Source organism: Bradyrhizobium sp. RT6a, assembly GCF_040547675.1.
Taxonomy (GTDB): domain Bacteria; phylum Pseudomonadota; class Alphaproteobacteria; order Rhizobiales; family Xanthobacteraceae; genus Bradyrhizobium.
In genome coordinates this window covers 673332-691113 of the sequence record NZ_JBEPQC010000001.1, presented here as the reverse complement: position 1 = coordinate 691113, position 17782 = coordinate 673332, and the positions used below count along the sequence as shown (strand labels likewise).

The following is a 17782-nucleotide window of genomic DNA, read 5'->3' as shown; positions in this document are numbered from 1 at the left end:
AGCCATGAAAACAGGTCTCGTGGTCACCGCCCATCCCGGCGACTTCGTCTGGCGCGCCGGCGGTGCCATCGCGCTGCATGCGAAGAAGGGCTATCGCATGAAGATTGTCTGCTTGTCCTTCGGCGAGCGCGGCGAGAGCCAGTTCGCCTGGAAGGAGAAGGGCGCGACGCCGGAATCGGTTAAGGCTGGCCGGAAGGACGAGGCGGAACGTGCTGCCAAGCTGCTCGGAGCCGAGATCGAGTTCTTCGATTGCGGCGACTATCCGCTGAAGCTTAACGAAGCGCATTTCGACCGCATGGTCGACATTTACCGCAAGCTCAATCCGAGCTTCGTGCTGACGCACGCGCTGGAAGACCCGTATAATTTCGATCATCCGAACGCGGCGCATTTCGCGCAGGAAACCCGCGTGGTCGCGCAGGCCATGGGCCACAAGCCAGGCGCGCAGTACAAATATTCGGCGCCGCCGGTGTTCCTGTTCGAGCCGCACCAGCCGGAGCAATGCAATTACAAGCCGGACCTGCTCCTCAAGATCGACGAGGTCTGGAAGGATAAGTATGAGGCATTCCAGATCCTTGCCGCGCAGAAGCATCTCTGGGGCTATTACGAGCGCGTTGCGCTCAATCGCGGCATCCAGGGCAGCCGCAACACCGGTGTGCCGATGACCTATGGCGAGGCCTATCAGCGCTTGTTCCCGACGGTAGCGGAGGAGCTGGCATGAGGCCGGTCGTCGTTCGCAACATTGAGCGTGCCGATCCCGCCGCCATGGCGGAGTACGGCGTCTCGACCGTGCACGAGGCCTATGGCCGCATCGGCCTGATGAAGCCTTATCTGCGGCCGGTGTGGCCGGGCGCGGCGATCGCCGGTCCTGCCGTCACCGTGCTGGCGCAGCCCGGCGACAACTGGATGATCCATGTCGCGGTCGAGCAGTGCAAAAAGGGCGACGTTCTCGTCGTCGGTTGCACCACCGACAACACCGACGGCATGTTCGGCGAGTTGCTCGCCACCTCGCTGCAGGCGCGCGGCGTGCAGGGGTTGATCATCGATGCCGGCTGCCGCGACGTCAGGGCACTGCACGAGATGAAGTTTCCGGTGTGGTCGCGCGCGGTCTCGGCCAAGGGCACAGTGAAGGCCACGCTCGGCTCGGTCAACGTCCCCGTGGTCTGCGCCGGCGTCAACGTCGACCCCGGCGACATCATCGTGGCCGATGACGACGGCGTCGTGGTTGTGCCGAAGCGCTACGCAGCCGAGGTCGCCGAGAAGGCGAAGAAGCGCAACGCGGACGAAGGCGGCAAACGCAAGCGGCTGGCTTCGGGCGAGCTGGGCCTCGACATGTACAGCATGCGTGAGGCCTTGGCGAAGGCGGGGCTCGTCTATGTCGACAATCCCGAGGATGTCTGAAGAGAAGCGGAGCGGGCCGATGGATCGTCTCAAGCTGAAGGCCGTGCTCGGCAGTCACCCCCATGTCCAGGCGGTGAAGAGCGGCGAACTCCGCTCCGACCTGTTCGATCTCGATTTCGTCGAGTACACGCCGACCAACACCGCGTTCAAACCGATGGTGCGCGAGCGGGCCTTCGACGTCTGCGAGATGGCGATCGTCACCTATCTGATGGCAAAGGCGCATGGCAAGCCGCTGGTGCTGCTGCCTGCCACCATGCTCGGCCGCTTCCAGCATTCTTACGCGCTCTATAATCCCGCGCACGGAACCCTCGGGCCGTCCGATCTCGAAGGCAAGCGCGTCGGTATCCGCTCGTTCACGACCACCACCGGCGCCTGGATCAGGGGCATCCTCGCCAATGACTGCGGCGTCAATCTCGACAACATCCGCTGGGTCACGTTCGAGGATCCGCACGTCGCCGAATATGTCGACACCACCGAGCGCGCGTCGAAGGGCAAGAAGATCTTGCAGATGCTGCTCGACGGCGAGCTCGATGCCGTCCTTGGTGAGCCCTCGAACGATCCCAAGCTGAAGACGCTATTCCCCGATCCGGCCGCGGAAGCCGCCAAATGGTACGCGCGTCGCGGCGTCGTGCCGGTCAACCATCTCGTGGTCGTGACCGAGCAGCTGACGAAATCGCGTCCTGACGTGGTTTCGGGCGTCTATGATCTGCTCAAGCGGAATAAGACCCAGATGGGGCCTGCGGAGACGCCCGATCTCGTTCCGTTCGGAATGGAGGCGAACAGGAAGCCGCTGGAGCTGATCATCGACTATGCATTTCAGCAGGCGCTAATCCCGCGCCGCTATGCGGTCGAAGAGCTGTTCGACGAGACCACGCGAGGACTGAACTGATGGCGGGCGATCCCAAGCGATGGCAGATCGGGCTGATCGGTTATGGCGAAGTCGGCAGGATCCTGGCCGAGGATTTGCGCCAGCAGGACATCAAGGTTGCCGCTTATGACATCAAGCTCGGTGGCGAGCAGGGCGCAACGCTGCTCGAGCATGCGGCGAAATTCGGTGTGGCGCTGGCGGCGTCTCACGCTGAGCTGGCCGCGAAGTCCGATTTCATCATCTCCGCGGTCACGGCGAGCCAGGCCGTGCCGGTGGCAGAGGCCTGCGCGGCCGCAATCAATCAGGGCACCTGGTTCCTGGATTTCAATTCGGCCTCTCCCGGCGCCAAGCAGCGTGCCGCCGCCCTGATCGATGGCGCCGCCGGACGCTATGTCGAGGGCGCGGTTATGACGTCGGTGCCGCCTTATCGGATCAAGGTGCCGCTGCTGCTCGGCGGTCCCGGCGCAAGGGAGCTGCAGCCGCTTTTGAACGCGATCGGTTTTGCGGCCAAGGTTGCGAGCGACAAGCTCGGTGTGTCATCGGCGGTGAAGATGTGCCGCAGCATCATGATCAAGGGCCTGGAGGCCATGGTGATCGAAAGCTTCACCACCGCGCGCGCCTATGGCATCGAGGATGCGGTGTTGGCTTCGCTGGCGGAAACCTTCCCCACGATCGATTGGGAGAAGCAGGGTGCTTATTGCTTCCAGCGCGTGATCGAGCATGGCCGCCGCCGCGCCGAGGAAGTACGCGAAGTCGCCGAAACCGTGCGTGAAGCCGGACTGACGCCGTGGTCCGCGCAGGGCACCGCCGAGCGGCAGGCCTGGGTGGCGGACCTCGCCGATGAGGGCCTGTTCGGAACGAAGGGCACCAAGGAGTTCGCCCGCAGCGCTGACTGGCGCACCGAGGCGGACCGAATCCTGGCGAAGATCAATCGCGAGAAATAGGGCGGCTCTTGCTCAGGACTTTACCGCGCAACAGCCCGTGAGCTCGTCCCGGACGCGTTCGATCAACGCCATCAGGTCTTCGGTCTTGCGGGCCAGCCGATCGTTCGCGACTTGGGTCCGGAATTCCGCGCGGATCACCCGAATGCACTTGTCGGCGGTGTCGAGCGTCAGGAGCATGCGCGTCAAGTCATCCTGGGTCCGGATGCTCGCCAGATCGAGGTTTGACAGGACATGCCCGATGCCGTCGAGCCGTTTTATCGCGGCATCGCCGGGCGTTCTCGCTCGAATGGCGTGATGGTCGATGCTGCTGAATGCGCTGAACATGTCGATGCTTCCCCGATGAATGCAGACATCAGTGCAGGTTCTGCTTTGAACGGCACCGCGGGACTGGCAATACGCTCAGCTATCGGCAATCAGCGCGGATCGACTATCCGGTATTCTACCGGATTCGGAATATAAGAACGATTGGCGGTAACATCGAACGGAAATAACGCGGCAATCCGCCTCGCTTCAATGCAGATATGCGTCCAGAGCGGCTCAGGAGCCGGGGCGAAACAGAATGGGTCGTTGCCGCGCAAAAGTCTGCCGGCCGCTCTTGAAGCCCATCACGATATCCGGCAGCTCGGCGATCGCGAAGCGGCTGTCTTGCGTATCGAGCACGACGAGATCGGCGGGGTTTCCGACCCTGATGCCGTAATTCCGTAGGTTCATCAGCCGCGCCGGCAGCTCGGTCACGAGATCGAGGCACGCATCGAAGTCGTTCACCGAGGCATGCGCGACGTTGGCGTAGAAGTTCGCCATTCGGAGCAGGGAGGCATCGCCGAACGGCGTGAAGGGATTGAGCACGTTGTTGGTCGCGATCGAGCACACCACGCCGTCGCCGGAGAGCTTGTGGGCGAGCGTCAGCCCGCGTGGCGCGTTGTGGGTCGCTTCGCGCCCCATCAAATAGAGATCGGTTGCCGGCAGCACGGTCACGGCAACGCCGGCCTTCGCCAGTTGCGCTGTCGCGGCCTTCAGCCGCTCCGGTGGCAGTGCGGAGAGTTTCGTCGCATGGCCGATCGCCACGCGGCCCCCGTAGTTGCGCCGCTCGGTCTGCCGGCAGACCTCGTCGAGGTGCCACCAGGAGGGATCGAGATCGAAATCGAGATGGAGGTCGACATCCACGTCGAACGCCTCGGCGAGGTCGAAGATGCGTGCGAGATGGGCGTTCGGGTCGGTGTCCGTGTAGGGACAGCCGCCGATCACCTCGCCGCCGTCGCGCAGCGCCTGGATCAGAAGCTCCTCGCTGCCGGGATCGTTGGTGAGGCCTTCCTGCGGAAAGACACAGAGCGACAGGTCGATCGCCCAGGCGTAGTCACGCTTGAGCGCCTTCACCGCCTCGAAGCCGCGCAAGCCGATGCGCGGATCGATCTCGACGTGGGTTCGCATGCGCGTCGTGCCGTGCACGATGGCACGTTCGAGCACGCGGGCGCCGCGTGCGTAGACGTCCTCGACCGAGAAATCCTTCTTCATTCCGGCGACGGCGCGGATCGCTTCCGAGACGCTGCCGTGATCATGCCCGCAGCGGCCGAGCAGGCAGGCCTTGTCGAGATGGATGTGGCTGTCGACGAAGCCCGGCAGGGCGAGACGCCCGCCGACATCGACTTCGACGGCTTCGCAGGCGAGCTTCGGCTCGATCGCGGCGATGCGGCCGGCCTTCACGCCGATATCGACCGGTGCGGCGGATGATCGCAACAGCGTGTTGCGGAAGATCAGGTCGAGGGCGGTTTGGCTGGTCATGGCGTCTGATTCAGGTGGATAGCCTAACGGAAGCGGAGGAGGTGGGCAGCTCTAGATTGTGTGCAGTTCCGCAGTCGAATTGTTCAAAAAACGTGCATGCAATTCGAGGGGTGAATTGTAGAATGTGTCGGCCCCGGAGAACCCGTCATGTCCGCTCCTGCAACAGCCCAACGTCCGACGACCGACGCTGAGATCGTCGAAGCTTATCTCACGGCCTCGATGATACCCGATCCCGATGCAGCCGCAGCCTATATGAAGCCGGGGACGGTGATCACGTTTACAGGCGGGCGCGAATTCGATCACCCGCGCGGGCCGACCGGCTTCAACGCAAAACGCTATCGCTGGGTCAAGAAGAAGATGGATCGGTTCGACGTCTGCCCGGGCGCGGACGAGACCGTCGTCTACAGCGTTGGCACGCTCTATGGCGAGTGGATCGACGGCACGCCGTTCGAGGGCAATCGTTATGTCGATCGTTTCGTCGTCAGGGGCGGCCAGATCGTGAAAATGGATGTCTGGAACGACAGCGCGGAGCGCATTTTGGTTCAACGCGGGATCGAAGCCTAACCGCGCCGGGCGACTTTAGGCAGTTTGACGACGCGGTCGCTCGTGACCTCATCGGCGTAGGGCGCGAGAATATCGAGCAGATCGCGGCCGCGCTGCGGAGTCGGGGCGACCAATGCGCGATTGGCCACAGAATCCAGATGATGGTGCATCAATTCCATCACCTTGGCCTCGTCGCCCTTGGCGAGCGCGGCGATGATGGCGCGATGCTCGTTGATCGCGCATTCGGTCGAGTGCGGTCGGCTGTACAGCGACAGCGTCAGGCAGCAACGGTAGGCAACCTCGCTGACATAGCGCACCAGGATCGGGCTATTCGTCATCTGGGCGAGCAGGATATGGAATTCGGTGGCCAGCCGGATCGAGGCTGCGTCCGTGCCGCCACGCGCACGGTCTTCCGCATCGACGTGGTCGGTCAGCTCGCTGATCTGGCTCTTGGTTAGTTTGCCCGCGAGCTGGCGGACCACGAGCCGCTCGAGCTCGATGCGGATATCGAAGGCGTCGCGCGCCTCCTGCCAGCTCGGCGTCGCCACCACTGCGATCCGGTTGCGGCGGAGCTCGACCAGGCCTTCCGCCGCCAGTTGCCCTAACGCGTGGCGGGCAATGGTGCGGCTGACGCCGAAGCGCTCGCCTAGTGAATCCTCGGGCAGCTTTGCGCCGGGCTCCAGCGCCTGCTCAATGATCGCGCGCCTGAGCGCGCGGCAGATCATGCTGACCTTGTCTGACGATTCGGAAGTCTTCCTGGTGGCGCGCGCCGGCATCGGCGTTTCCTTGGGTGGGTGTCACCTCTGTTTAGCACGGCGTTCCGGCAATTTAGCGCCCCAATTGCATGCAGTTTGACGGTTCGATTGCCTAAACCGAATCCGCTTCGCAGGCACGGAATTCTCTCAGGACATTGATTTTACGAGCTTTGCCCGCTGGCATCCACCTTGCATGCACTTTGGCTGTGATGCGCATGCAACCCAACGCTCAATTTGACGGTCGGCCCGTTTCCGAAGAGGCCGCCGCGACAGCGATAGAGCTGTCCGAGGCGTCAGTGACCTTCGGACGGGGCGACCGCGCCGTGCCCGCTCTGTCCAAGACCAGCCTGAAGATCGCCGACGGCGAGTTTGTCGCATTGGTCGGCCCGTCCGGATGCGGCAAATCGACCATTCTGCGTCTCGTCAGCGGCTTGGTGCAGCCCACCAGCGGGGTCGTCATCGTCGGCGGCCGGGAGGTCGCGGCGCGCGCGCTGCGGGTCGGCATGGCTTTCCAGAACCCGACCATGCTGCCGTGGATGACGATCGAGCGGAACATCATGCTGCCGCTCAAGATCGTCGATCCGTTCCGCTCCAACTTCCGCAAGCTGCGCAAGACTGCGTTCCGCGACAAGGCCAACGCCCTGCTTGAGCAGGTCGGCCTCAAGGGCTTTGGCAGCCACTTTCCCTGGCAGCTCTCCGGCGGCATGCTGCAGCGCGCCAACCTCTGCCGAGCGCTGATCCACGAGCCGCGCATGCTGCTGCTGGACGAGCCATTCGGCGCTCTCGACCAGTTCACCCGCGAGGAGCTGTGGGCGATCCTCCAGAACCTCTGGATGACGCACAAGCCGACGGTGCTGCTCGTCACCCATGACCTGCGCGAGGCCGGCTTCCTTGCCAGCCGCATTTGCGTAATGAGCGCGCGTCCCGGCCGCATTCTCGACGACAGTCGTGTGGAGTTCGCGCGGCCGCGCACCGTCGCCATGACCTTCGAGCCGGAATTCGTCGCGCTGAACCAGAAGCTGCGCGCCTTCATCGAGGATGCGCGCGGCGCGGCCCAACAGAGGGCAGGCTGAGATGTCCGCAATCTATATCAGGCAGAAGGCATGGTCGGCCGGACTGATCGTGCTGTTCTTCGTCGCGTGGGAACTGTTTTGTCTCGCGACGGGAATGTCCGATCTCGTGCTTCCCCGGCCGTCGCAAGTATTCGTGACCTTGTACCTGCGCTTTCCGGTGCTGTGGCCCCGCATCGTGCAGACGCTTGCCACCACAATGTTCGGCTTCGTGCTCGGCGTCGCGCTCGGTGTCGCACTCGGCGCCATCATCGGCGTGTCCAAGACGGCCTATGACACCTGCTATCCTCTCTTGATCGGCTTCTCCTCAATCCCCAAGGTCGCGGTAGTTCCGATCTTCGTGCTGTGGTTCGGCTCCGGCACGGTGCCCGCCGTCCTGACGGCGCTCTCGATCTGCTTTTTCCCGATCGTCGTGAATATCGCGACGGGACTTGCGACCACCGAGCCCGAACTCGAAGACGTGCTGAAGGCGCTCGGCGCCAGCAAGTTTGACATCCTCTGGAATGTCGGCCTGCCCAGGACGATGCCGTTCTTCTTCGCCTCTCTGAAGGTCGCGATCTCCTACGCCTTCGTCGGCGCGGTGTTGTCGGAGACGGTCGCCTCCAACCGCGGCCTCGGTAACGTCATGATGACCGCGTCATCGAATTTCAACGTGCCGCTGGTGTTCGCCAGCCTGTTCGTGCTCGCCGCCCTCGGCGTCGCGCTTTACGTCGTGTTCTCGCTGATCGAGGGGCGTGTCACCGGTTGGGCCACGCGCAAGAACGACGTCATCGCCACCTGATTTTTTCAAACGTCACGCAACGAAGCTGAGGAGGTCTCGATGTTGAGAAAAGTAACTGCCGCAGTGCTGGGATTGGCCCTGTCCACGGGCCTCGCCGCGGCCGAGGACACCACGATCAAGTTCACGCTGGGCTGGAAGACGCAGGGTAGCGATGCCGCGTTCTTCTATGCCAAGGACAACGGTTTCTTCAAAGAGGAAGGCCTTAACGTTGTCATCGACCAGGGCGAGGGATCAGGTGCCACCGTCACGCGCGTCATGTCAGGCGCCTATGACGCAGGGTTCGGCGACGTCAACGCCATCATCCAGAACGCCTCGACCAAGCCGCAGGACGCCCCCGTCATGGTCTACATGATGTGGAACCAGCCGCCGTTCGCGATTGTTGCCAAGAAGACCAGCGGCATCAACACGATCAAGGATTTTGAAGGGCACACGCTCGGGGGCGCGCAGGGCACGCCGACGACGCGGCTGCTGCCGGTGTTCACGCGCAAGAACGGCCGTGACGGCGACAAGATCAAGATCTCCAACATGGCGCCGAACCTGCAGGAGCCGATGCTGATCAAGGGCGACATTGATGCTGCTCTCGTGTTCAACATCACCAGCTACTTCAATCTCGTGCTCAACCGCCAGGATCCCGACAAGGATTTCAAATGGTTCTCTTTCGGTGAATACGGCCTCGATCTCTATTCCAACGGCGTGATGGTCTCCAAGAAGCTGATCGCGTCGAACCCGAAGGCGGTAGCGGGCTTGGTGCGTGCCATCAACAAGGGCGCGATTGCCGTCGCCAAGGACCAGAACGCCGGCATGAAAGCCGCGCTGAACTACGACAATCTGATCGACGTCGCAGTCGAGAAGCGTCGGCTGCAATATTCCTTCGACAAGCTGATCGTCTCGGCTGAGATGAAAGAAATCGGGATCGGTGACATCAAGGACGACCGCATGACGCGGGCTATCGGCATCGTGGTTGAGGGCTATCAGCTCGCCCGGGCGCCGACCCCGGCGGAAGTCTTCTCGCGCGAATTCCTGCCGCCGCGCGCGGAGCGGGAGTTGGTGTATACCGCCAACTGATTGGGAGGGGCGGTCATGGTCACGGAGATTGCGGCGACCAGCCTGTTCCGTGGCCTCGATCGTGGTGTCTCCGACAATGTCGTGCTGCGGCACGACGGCGGTGTCATCACCGATGTTTCTGAAGGAGCGGGGCCAACCAGCGGTCCTCGCTCCTTCGTCATTCCAGCGTTCGTCAACGCCCATGACCATGCCCGCGTGACCGCGTCGTCCTTCGGTGCGGTCGGCATGCCCCTGGAGAGCTGGATCCTGCGGACCGCACTGGGCACGCCGGTCGATCCCTATCTGACCGCGGCCTCTGCGCTGGCGCGCTCGGCCAAGGCCGGCTGCGCGGCGATGATGGTTCACTACACGCGGCCGAGCGGGACGATGCCCATGCTCGAAGAAGCCAAGGTGATCGCGAGGGCTGCATCCAATGTCGGCATCCGCATCGCCTTCGCGCTGGCCGTGCGAGACCAGAATCCGATCGTCTATGGTGATGCCGAACCGGTCCTCGCTGGGCTCTCCCGCGATGATCGCAAGACCATCGAGGACCTCTTTGTCCGCGTACCGATGTCGCCAAAGGCCTATATCGAAATGACCGACGCCATTGCCGCGGCGATCACTGGCCCCATGGTCGATGTGCAGCTTGGCCCGCCGGCGTGCAATGGTGCTCGAAGCCGCTCCTTGAAGCCGTTGCCGAGAACTCGGTGCGGACCGGCCGCCGCATCCACATGCACCTGCTGGAGACCGTGTATCAGCGCGCCTGGGCGGACCAGAACTTTCCCGACATGGTGCGATGGCTGCGCGACATCGGCTTCCTCTCCGAGCGGCTGACGCTCGCGCATTGCATCCACGCCCGCCCGGATGAGCTCGAGATGATCGCGGCCTCTGGCGCGCGCATCGTTACCAACTTCAGCTCGAACATGCATCTGCGCTCAGGGCTCGCCCCCATCGCCGCCGCGCACAAATGCGGTTGTGCCATCGCCGTCGGCGTCGACGGGCTGGCGCTCGACGAGGATGACGACGTCCTGCGCGAGATGCGGCTGGTTCAGATGGTCCATGGTGGCCTCGGCTTCAGGCAGACATGGACGCCGGCCGAACTGTTCGCGCTCGCCGTCCACAACGGCCGGCGCGCTACCGGCGCGCCGGGGACGGGCGAGCTCGCGCCCGGCAATCCCGCGGACTTCGCCGTGATTGATCTCGACCGGCTCGACCGTGACCAGATCATGCCGGTTGATTCCATGGCGTTACTGTTCGCCCGCGGCAATGCGTCCATGGTCAAGGAAGTCGTCGTTGCGGGGAAAACGATTGCCAAGGACGGGGCTTGTATTGGCGTTGACCTGCCGGCCATCGAGCAGGAGTTACGCGCGATGTATCGCGCCAATGTCGGCAAGCTCGCGAGCTTCCAGCGGATGTGGCCGCCGCTGTCCGATCGGCTATCTGGCTGGTTCGAGCAGCAACTCACTTGCGAATAGACGGGCACGAATACACCTTGGCTGGCGTCGATATAAAACCGCGATAGCTGATAGGTACAACCTCGTCTGGCGGTTGGTCCTGCCATGGGTTACACCATCCGCGGCTGCGCGCCGGCGCAAGCCGCTGATCCCTGAGGAGCTCCCGATGCGTCTTCCCACTGTTGTCCTGGCCCTCACATGCCTTGCGACTGCCGCCTCAGCCGAAGACCTGTCGGGTACGCTTCAGAAGGTCAAAGAGACCAAGAAGATCACGCTGGGCTATCAGGAGGCCTCGGTCCCGTTCAGCTATCTCGACGGCAACCAGAAGCCGGTCGGCTTTGCCATGGATATCTGCCTCAAGATCGTGGATGCCGTGAAGAAGCAGCTCGGCATGCCCGACATCGCCGTCGACACCCTCGCCGTGACGTCGTCGAACCGGATTCCGCTGATGGTCAACGGGACGCTCGACCTGCATTGCTCGGCGACCACCAACAATGCCGATCGCCAGAAGCAGGTCGCATTCACCAACACGCACTTCCTCAGCGCAACGCGATTTGCGGCCAAGAAAGCCGCAAAGATCAACACCATCGACGATCTCAAGGGCAAGGCGGTGACGGCGGTGGCCGGCTCGGTCAACCTGACGCAGCTCGCCAAGGTCAACACCGAGCGCAATCTCGGCATCAATGTGATGCCCGCCAAGGACCAGGCCGAAGCCTTCCTGCTGCTGGAAACTGATCGCGCCCAGGCTTACGCGCTCGACGACGTGCAGCTCGCGGTCGCGATCGCGCGCTCGAAGGAACCACAGCTCTTCATGATCAGCGAGGAGACGTTCTCGAAGCCGGAGCCTTACGGGATCATGCTGCGTCGGGAGGACGCGCCCTTCAAGGCGCTCGCCGATCGCGCGACCGCGGAGCTCTATGCGAGCCAGGAGATCGAGGTCCTCTACAAGAAGTGGCTGGAATCGCCGACGCCGCCGAACGGCCTCAACTACAACGTCCCCATGTCGGGCGCCTTGCGCAACGCCTTCAAGAAGCCGAGCTCCAGCTTCGACCCGGATGTGTACGTCGTGAATTGAGGCGAGGGCGCCAAGGCGCTGGTTGCAATCGGGCTGCGTGTCATTGTGCCCTCGCCCCTTGCGGGAGAGGGCAGCTCCGCTGGTTGATGCAGACACCCTCGGATGAGGGGGTTGTCTTCGCTGAGAGAGACCCCTCATCCGGCGCTTCGCGCCACCTTCTTCCGCAAGGGGAGAAGGAACAGGGCACTGTGCTCATCGGCCAGTGTGGGACGCTAGGCGTTCGAATATTTCTTCAGCTCGAACCGCGCGATCTGGTTCCTGTGCACTTCGTCTGGGCCGTCGGCTAGACGCAGCAAACGCGCGGTCGCATAGGCTTGCGTCAATCCGAAATCGTTCGACGTGCCGCCGCCGCCATGGGCCTGGATCGCCCAGTCGATGATCTGGCAGGCCATGTTGGGCACGGCGACCTTGATCATCGCGATCTCGGCTTTCGCCACCCTGTTGCCGACGGTATCCATCGCGTAGGCGGCGTTGAGCGTCAGCAGCCGGGCCTGTTCGATCATGATGCGGGCTTCTGCGATGCGCTCCTGCGTCACCGTCTGCTCGGAAACCGGCTTGCCGAAGGCGACGCGGCTGCGCACCCGGCGGCACATCTTCTCCAGCGTGCGTTCGGAGAGCCCGATCAGCCGCATGCAGTGGTGGATACGGCCGGGACCGAGGCGTCCCTGCGCGATCTCGAAACCGCGGCCCTCGCCGAGCAGCATGTTCTCCTTGGGGACCCGCACATTGGTGAAGACGACCTCGGAGGCACGGTCGGGCACGCCGTAGAAGCCGAACACGGGCAGGGGACGCTTGACCTCGACGCCCGCTGTGTCCATCGGCACCAAGATCATGGATTGCTGCTTGTGGCGGTCCGCATTGTCGGGATCGGTCTTGCCCATGAAGATGCAGATTTTGCAGCGCGGGTCGGTCGCGTTCGTCGTGTACCATTTGCGGCCGTTGATGACGTAATGGTCGCCGTCACGGACGATCGAGCTTTCGATGTTGGTCGCCTCGGATGAGGCGACGGCAGGCTCGGTCATGGCAAAGCAGGAGCGGATTTCGCCTGCGAGCAGCGGCTTCAGCCAACGCTCCTTGTCCTTGTCCGTGCCATAGCGCTCCAGCACCTCCATGTTGCCGGTGTCGGGCGCCGAACAGTTGAAGACTTCGGGCGCGAGATGCGAGCGGCCCATGACCTCGCAGAGCGGGGCATATTCGAGATTGGTCAGGCCTGCACCGTGGCTGGAGTCCGGGAGGAACAGATTCCAGAGGCCTTCGGCGCGCGCCAGCGGCTTCAGCTCCTCGACGACCGGATAGACCTTCCAGGGCCCCAGCTCCTCCGCCTCGCGATAAAAGCGCTCCTCGTTCGGATAGATGTGCCGGTCCATGAAACTTTCGAGCCTGCGCTTGAGCTCGACGACTTTGGGGGACATCGGGTAGAGCATCTTTGGTCTCCTTGATCGATGGACAGGCCGGCGCGCGATCGGCTCAAGGGGCGCGATACTCTTTGAATTTCTCGCGCAGCGCCGATTTGAGCACCTTGCCGGTGCCGGTCATCGGGAACTCGTCCATGAACTCGACGGCGTCGGGCATCCACCAGCTCGCGATCTTCGGGCGCATGTGGTCGAGCAGCGTCTTGCCGTCGACGGTCGCGCCTTTCTTGCGGACGACGAGGAGCAGAGGCCGCTCCTGCCATTTCTCATGGCTGATCGCGACCACGGCAGCTTGCAGCACATCGGGATGAGACAAGGCGACGTCCTCGAGCTGGATCGAGGAGATCCATTCGCCGCCGGACTTGATCACGTCCTTGGAGCGGTCGGTCAGCGTGACGTGGCCCTGAGGGTCGATCACCGCCATGTCGCCGGTGATCAGCCAGCCGTCGCGGTCGAGGCCTTCATCAAGTTTCATGTAGCCGGACGCAACCCACGGTCCCCGCGCGCGCAGATGGCCAACGCTCTTGCCGTCGCGCGGCAGCTCGTTGCCGCCCTCGTCGACGATGCGCAAGGCGGTGCCGAAACAGGCGCGGCCGGACACCTGACGGCGGTCGAACTTCTCCTTGTCGTCGAGATGCTCGGAGCCCGGCCGCAAGCCCGGCATCGAGCAGCCCAGGGCTTCGGTCATGCCCCAGGCCTGGATGTAATCGATGCCATACTCGCGCTTGAGCTTCTCGACCATCGCGCGCGGCGGCGCCGAGCCTGACGACAATGTTGCACGGAGTGTCGAGAACCTGTTGCCGGTTCGTCCGAGCCAGTCGAGCAGGATCAACCAGAAGCTCGGCACGCCCGCCGACAGCGTCACCTTCTCGCCTTCGAGCAATTCATAGAGCTTGTCGGGCTCGTAATTGCGGCCGGGCAGCACCAGCTTCGATCCGGTATAGGGCGCGGTGAACGGCATGTTCCAGCCGTTGCCGTGGAATAGCGGCGCCATCGGCATCATCACCTCGCGCACGCCTTCCAGGTGCCCAGGCAGGAAGTCGAAATTGCAGGAGACCATGGTCTGCAGGATCGCGGCGCGGTGCGAATAGATCACGCCCTTCGGATTGCCGGTGGTGCCGGAGGTGTAGCAGATGGTCGATGCCGATTTTTCGTCGAACTCCGGCCATGCGAAGCCGGCGTCGTTCTCCTTGTCCAGCAGCTCCTCGTAGCAATGAACATTCGCCAGCTTCGTCTCCGGCATCCGCTCGCGGGAGGACATCACGACGAACGCCTCGATCGTCTTCAGCTGCGGCGCGATCGCCTCGACAATCGGCAGTGTGGCGCGGTCGATGAACAGCAGCCGGTCCTCGGCATGATTGACGATGTAGACGAGCTGTTCAGGGAACAGCCGCGGGTTGATGGTGTGCAGCACATAGCCCATGCCCGGCGCGGCGTAGAACATCTCGAAATGCCGGTGCGTATTCCAGGCCAACGTGCCGACGCGGTCACCGGGCATCATGCCGAGCCTCTTGAGCGCCAATGCCATGCGCTTGATGCGTGGATGGGCGTCGGCATAGGTGTAGCGATGGATGTCGCCTTCGATCTCGCGGGCGACGACCTCGGCCTCGCCGTGATAATCGGCGGCATACTGGATCAGGCCGCTGATCAGGAGCGGCATGTCCATCATCAATCCCTGCATCGTGTCCTCCGGACCGCCATGTCGTTGCATGGCGTACGCTTTGTGATGTGCGCTTGAGGTTAGCGGAACGCCACGCGACGTTCACGCAAAAAGCGAGGGACGTGATTGCGCGCGTCTCTTTTTCGGGGCTAAGTGATGCGAGCTGCCGGCGAAGCAGTGTCCGCCGGGGAGGAAACGGATGTCAGCGCAAAGACACAAGACCGGTGCAGCCGGCGAATCTACAATCGACATTGCGGCACTCCGTGCGCGCTATCGCGACGAGCGCGATCGCCGCCTGCGCACCGAGGGCAAGGCGCAATATGTCGAGGTGACCGGCGAGTTCGGGCGCTATCTCGACGATCTCTGGGCCAATTCCGGATTTGCGCGCGGGCTGTCAGCGAACAGACCGAGGTGCTCATCGTCGGCGGCGGCTTCGGCGGCCTTCTGTGCGGCGCGCGACTGCGCGAAGCCGGCATCGATGATTTCCGGGTCGTGGAAAAGGCCGCCGATTTCGGCGGCACCTGGTACTGGAATCGGTATCCTGGCGCGGCCTGCGATACCGAGAGCTACATCTACCTGCCGTTGCTGGAAGAGACCGGCTACATGCCGGTGCGCAAATATGCGCGAGCACCTGAGATCTACGAACATTCGCGCCGCATCGGCCGTCACTTCGGTCTCTATGAGCGCGCGCTGTTTCAGACCGTCATCACGCGCATGGAATGGCAGGAGCAGGAGGCAATTTGGCTGGTCGAGACCGATCGCGGTGATTGCATCCGCGCGCGCTTCGTCATTCTTGCCGGAGGCCCGCTGAGCCGTCCGAAGCTGCCGGGCATTCCCGGCATCGAAAGCTTCAAGGGACACAGCTTCCATACCAGCCGCTGGGATTACGCCTACACCGGAGGCACGGCCGAAGGTGGTCTGACCGGTCTTGGCGACAAACGCGTCGGCATCATCGGCACCGGCGCCACCGCCGTGCAATGCGTGCCGCATCTCGGCCGCTCGGCCAAGGAGCTCTACGTCTTCCAGCGTACGCCGTCGGCGATCGGCGTGCGCGACGACCGCCCCACGGATCAGAGCTGGGCGCAGGGGCTCAGGCCTGGTTGGCAGCGCGAACGCATGGATAATTTCACCGCGGTGATCTCGGGCGAGCCCTTCGAACAGGATCTGGTGCAGGACGGCTGGACCGGCCTGCTCGGCGAGATCCTGCTGGCGCCGCGCCGCCAGGCCCAGCCGGTGACCTCGATCGAGGAGGCGCTCAAGGTTATCGAGCAGGCTGATTATCGCAAGATGGAAGAGATCCGGGCGCGCGTCGATGCGATCGTCAAGGACGAGGCGACGGCTTCGGCGTTAAAGCCCTGGTACAAGGCCTTCTGCAAGCGGCCGTGTTTCCACGACGAATATCTCGACACCTTCAATCGCCCCAACGTGCATCTCGTCGACACCAGGGGACAGGGCGTCGAGCGCATCACCGAGAACGCGGTCGTGGTCGATGGCAAGGCTTATGAGCTCGACTGCCTGATCTATGCCAGCGGCTTCGAGGTCGGCACCGACTACGCCCGCCGCATGGGCTTTGAGGTCTATGGTCGCGACGGCATCAGCCTGTCCGCGCGCTGGCGCGATGGCGTCAAGACATTGCACGGCTTCTACAGTCGCGGCTTCCCGAACTGCTTCCAGATCGTCACGGTGCAGGCCGGCCAGAGCGCCAACTTCCCACACATCATCGACGCGCAGTCGCAGCACATCGCCTATGTGATCGCCGAGGCGCGCAAGCGCAAAGCCCGGACGCTGGAGCCGACGCTCGAGGCCGAGGACGCCTGGGTCGAGGAGGTGGTCAAAGCCGCGCTCGGCCGCCAGACCTATCTCGCCGAATGCACGCCCGGCTACTACAACAATGAAGGCGTGTTTGATCCGATCGCGGCGAGAAACAGCCAGTATTGGCGCGGGCCGGTGGCATTCCTGCGGCTGCTCGACAAGTGGCGCAAGGAGGGCAATTTGGATGGACTGGAACTGTCGTATGATCACGCCATGGAGTCGGCGCCTTCGTCCGGGTAAGCTCGGGCATTGGATCGCGCCAGAGAGAGGACATCGTACATGATCAGGGGCAGAACTGTAGCTGGGGCGGTTTTTGGGGCGATGACGCTGCTCGGCTGCCTGGCGCCCGCCGCTCACGCCGCGCAATGCGGCAGTTCGTCGGCCGGCTTCGAGGCCTGGAAGCGCGAATTCAGCGCGGAGGCGCAGGGCAAGGGCGTCGGCCAGACTGCACTCTCGGCGCTGATGCAGACCAATTACGCCAGTGCCACCATCGCGGCCGACCGCGGCCAGCGCAGTTTCTCGCTGACGCTCGACCAGTTCCTCGCCAAGCGCGGCGCCACCACCATCGTCGCCAAGGGCCGCCAGCTCAAGCAGTCGCAGGCCGCCTTGTTCGCCTCGATCCAGCAGCGCTATGGCGTCCCGCCGGGCCCGCTGATCGCGATCTGGGGCATGGAGACCGGCTTCGGTAGCCAGCGGGGCAACCAGAACATGCTCTCCTCGATTGCGACGCTCGCCTACGACTGCCGCCGTCCCGAATTCTTCACCGAGCAGCTCTATGCGGCGCTGAAGCTGATCGATCGCGGCACGCTGTCGGGTGCAACCCGCGGCTCGATGCACGGTGAGGTCGGCCAGACCCAGTTCATGCCCAAGAACATCCTGGCCTATGGCACCGGCAATCTCGAAGTTGCCGCCAATGCGCTGAACTCGACGGCGAATTTCCTCAAGGCCCACGGCTGGCGCGCAGGAGCCGGTTACCAGCCGGGCGAGCCGAATTTCGTCGCCATTGAGGCCTGGAATGCCGCCGGCGTTTATCAGAAGGCGATCGCCCTGATGGGACGGCAGATCGACGAGGGCGGAGGAACGGCCGCCTCGCGCTGAGCAGCTCAGCAAGGCGTGATGCGCCGACAAGAGAAAGTTGTTGCCATCAGGAACCGACGGCACGAGGTTTGCTTAGATCGAACAGGGCT

Annotated in this window: 16 protein-coding genes and 1 pseudogene; 12 read left to right on the top strand and 5 right to left on the bottom strand. The window is 63.4% G+C overall.

The features are described from left to right. The first annotated feature begins 4 nt into the window (after positions 1-4). Genes ABIC03_RS03485 through ABIC03_RS03470 form a run of 4 tightly spaced genes read left to right on the top strand, consistent with a single transcriptional unit; the run spans position 5 to position 3210 of the window. Positions 5-718 carry a PIG-L deacetylase family protein gene (locus tag ABIC03_RS03485; RefSeq protein WP_354055551.1) on the top strand — a complete coding sequence of 238 codons (714 nt, stop codon included), beginning with the start codon at positions 5-7 and terminating at the stop codon, positions 716-718. Then, a complete protein-coding gene (locus tag ABIC03_RS03480; RefSeq protein WP_354055549.1) occupies positions 715-1398 on the top strand; it encodes a 4-carboxy-4-hydroxy-2-oxoadipate aldolase/oxaloacetate decarboxylase in 684 nt (227 codons plus the stop codon). Before ABIC03_RS03485 ends, ABIC03_RS03480 begins: the two co-directional genes overlap by 4 nt. A 19-nt stretch (positions 1399-1417) precedes the next feature. Next, positions 1418-2287: a substrate-binding domain-containing protein gene (locus ABIC03_RS03475; RefSeq protein WP_354055547.1), complete on the top strand. Its 870-nt coding sequence runs from the start codon at positions 1418-1420 to the stop codon at positions 2285-2287. Beyond that, positions 2287-3210 carry a DUF1932 domain-containing protein gene (locus tag ABIC03_RS03470; protein ID WP_275167387.1) on the top strand — a complete coding sequence of 308 codons (924 nt, stop codon included), beginning with the start codon at positions 2287-2289 and terminating at the stop codon, positions 3208-3210. Before ABIC03_RS03475 ends, ABIC03_RS03470 begins: the two co-directional genes overlap by 1 nt. A gap of 12 nt (positions 3211-3222) precedes the next feature. On the opposite strand, the gene ABIC03_RS03465 is transcribed toward ABIC03_RS03470, so the two are convergent. Both ABIC03_RS03465 and ABIC03_RS03460 read right to left on the bottom strand, forming a co-directional pair. Beyond that, positions 3223-3534 (bottom strand): hypothetical protein, encoded by a 312-nt coding sequence (locus tag ABIC03_RS03465; protein WP_275167386.1) that lies wholly within the window; start codon positions 3532-3534, stop codon positions 3223-3225. A gap of 213 nt (positions 3535-3747) precedes the next feature. Next, positions 3748-4989: an amidohydrolase family protein gene (locus ABIC03_RS03460; RefSeq protein WP_354055545.1), complete on the bottom strand. Its 1242-nt coding sequence runs from the start codon at positions 4987-4989 to the stop codon at positions 3748-3750. A 147-nt stretch (positions 4990-5136) separates the two neighbouring features. Between ABIC03_RS03460 and ABIC03_RS03455 the strand changes: the two genes are divergently transcribed. Further along, positions 5137-5553: a nuclear transport factor 2-like protein gene (locus tag ABIC03_RS03455; RefSeq protein WP_354055543.1), complete on the top strand. Its 417-nt coding sequence runs from the start codon at positions 5137-5139 to the stop codon at positions 5551-5553. Here the strand turns inward: ABIC03_RS03455 and ABIC03_RS03450 are convergent. Next, complete coding sequence (locus ABIC03_RS03450; RefSeq protein WP_354055541.1) at positions 5550-6308, bottom strand: GntR family transcriptional regulator; 759 nt, start codon at positions 6306-6308, stop codon at positions 5550-5552. The two genes, ABIC03_RS03455 and ABIC03_RS03450, sit on opposite strands and share 4 nt — an antisense overlap. Before the next feature lie 194 nt (positions 6309-6502). Between ABIC03_RS03450 and ABIC03_RS03445 the strand changes: the two genes are divergently transcribed. From ABIC03_RS03445 to ABIC03_RS03425, 5 genes are all read left to right on the top strand, one after another. Next, on the top strand, positions 6503-7360 hold the full coding sequence (locus ABIC03_RS03445; RefSeq protein ID WP_354055539.1) for an ABC transporter ATP-binding protein: 858 nt from the start codon (positions 6503-6505) through the stop codon (positions 7358-7360). A 1-nt stretch (position 7361) separates the two neighbouring features. After that, positions 7362-8138, top strand: a complete 777-nt coding sequence (locus ABIC03_RS03440; protein WP_354055537.1) for an ABC transporter permease — start codon at positions 7362-7364, stop codon at positions 8136-8138. Between the two features lie 39 nt (positions 8139-8177). Then, positions 8178-9203 (top strand): ABC transporter substrate-binding protein, encoded by a 1026-nt coding sequence (locus ABIC03_RS03435; protein WP_354055535.1) that lies wholly within the window; start codon positions 8178-8180, stop codon positions 9201-9203. Positions 9204-9841: 638 nt separating this feature from the next. After that, complete coding sequence (locus tag ABIC03_RS03430; RefSeq protein ID WP_354055533.1) at positions 9842-10657, top strand: amidohydrolase family protein; 816 nt, start codon at positions 9842-9844, stop codon at positions 10655-10657. Between the two features lie 145 nt (positions 10658-10802). Next, positions 10803-11711 carry an amino acid ABC transporter substrate-binding protein gene (locus ABIC03_RS03425; RefSeq protein WP_354055531.1) on the top strand — a complete coding sequence of 303 codons (909 nt, stop codon included), beginning with the start codon at positions 10803-10805 and terminating at the stop codon, positions 11709-11711. A gap of 212 nt (positions 11712-11923) precedes the next feature. Here ABIC03_RS03425 and ABIC03_RS03420 read toward each other — a convergent pair whose 3' ends face one another. Both ABIC03_RS03420 and ABIC03_RS03415 read right to left on the bottom strand, forming a co-directional pair. Beyond that, complete coding sequence (locus ABIC03_RS03420) at positions 11924-13135, bottom strand: acyl-CoA dehydrogenase family protein (RefSeq protein ID WP_354055529.1); 1212 nt, start codon at positions 13133-13135, stop codon at positions 11924-11926. A gap of 43 nt (positions 13136-13178) precedes the next feature. Further along, complete coding sequence (locus ABIC03_RS03415; protein ID WP_354055527.1) at positions 13179-14804, bottom strand: long-chain fatty acid--CoA ligase; 1626 nt, start codon at positions 14802-14804, stop codon at positions 13179-13181. Positions 14805-14982: 178 nt separating this feature from the next. Here ABIC03_RS03415 and ABIC03_RS03410 point away from each other — a divergent pair. Continuing rightward, positions 14983-16835: pseudogene (locus tag ABIC03_RS03410) on the top strand (flavin-containing monooxygenase). Positions 16836-16874: 39 nt separating this feature from the next. Next, a complete protein-coding gene (locus ABIC03_RS03405) occupies positions 16875-17693 on the top strand; it encodes a lytic murein transglycosylase (RefSeq protein WP_354055525.1) in 819 nt (272 codons plus the stop codon). Positions 17694-17782 lie beyond the last annotated feature (89 nt).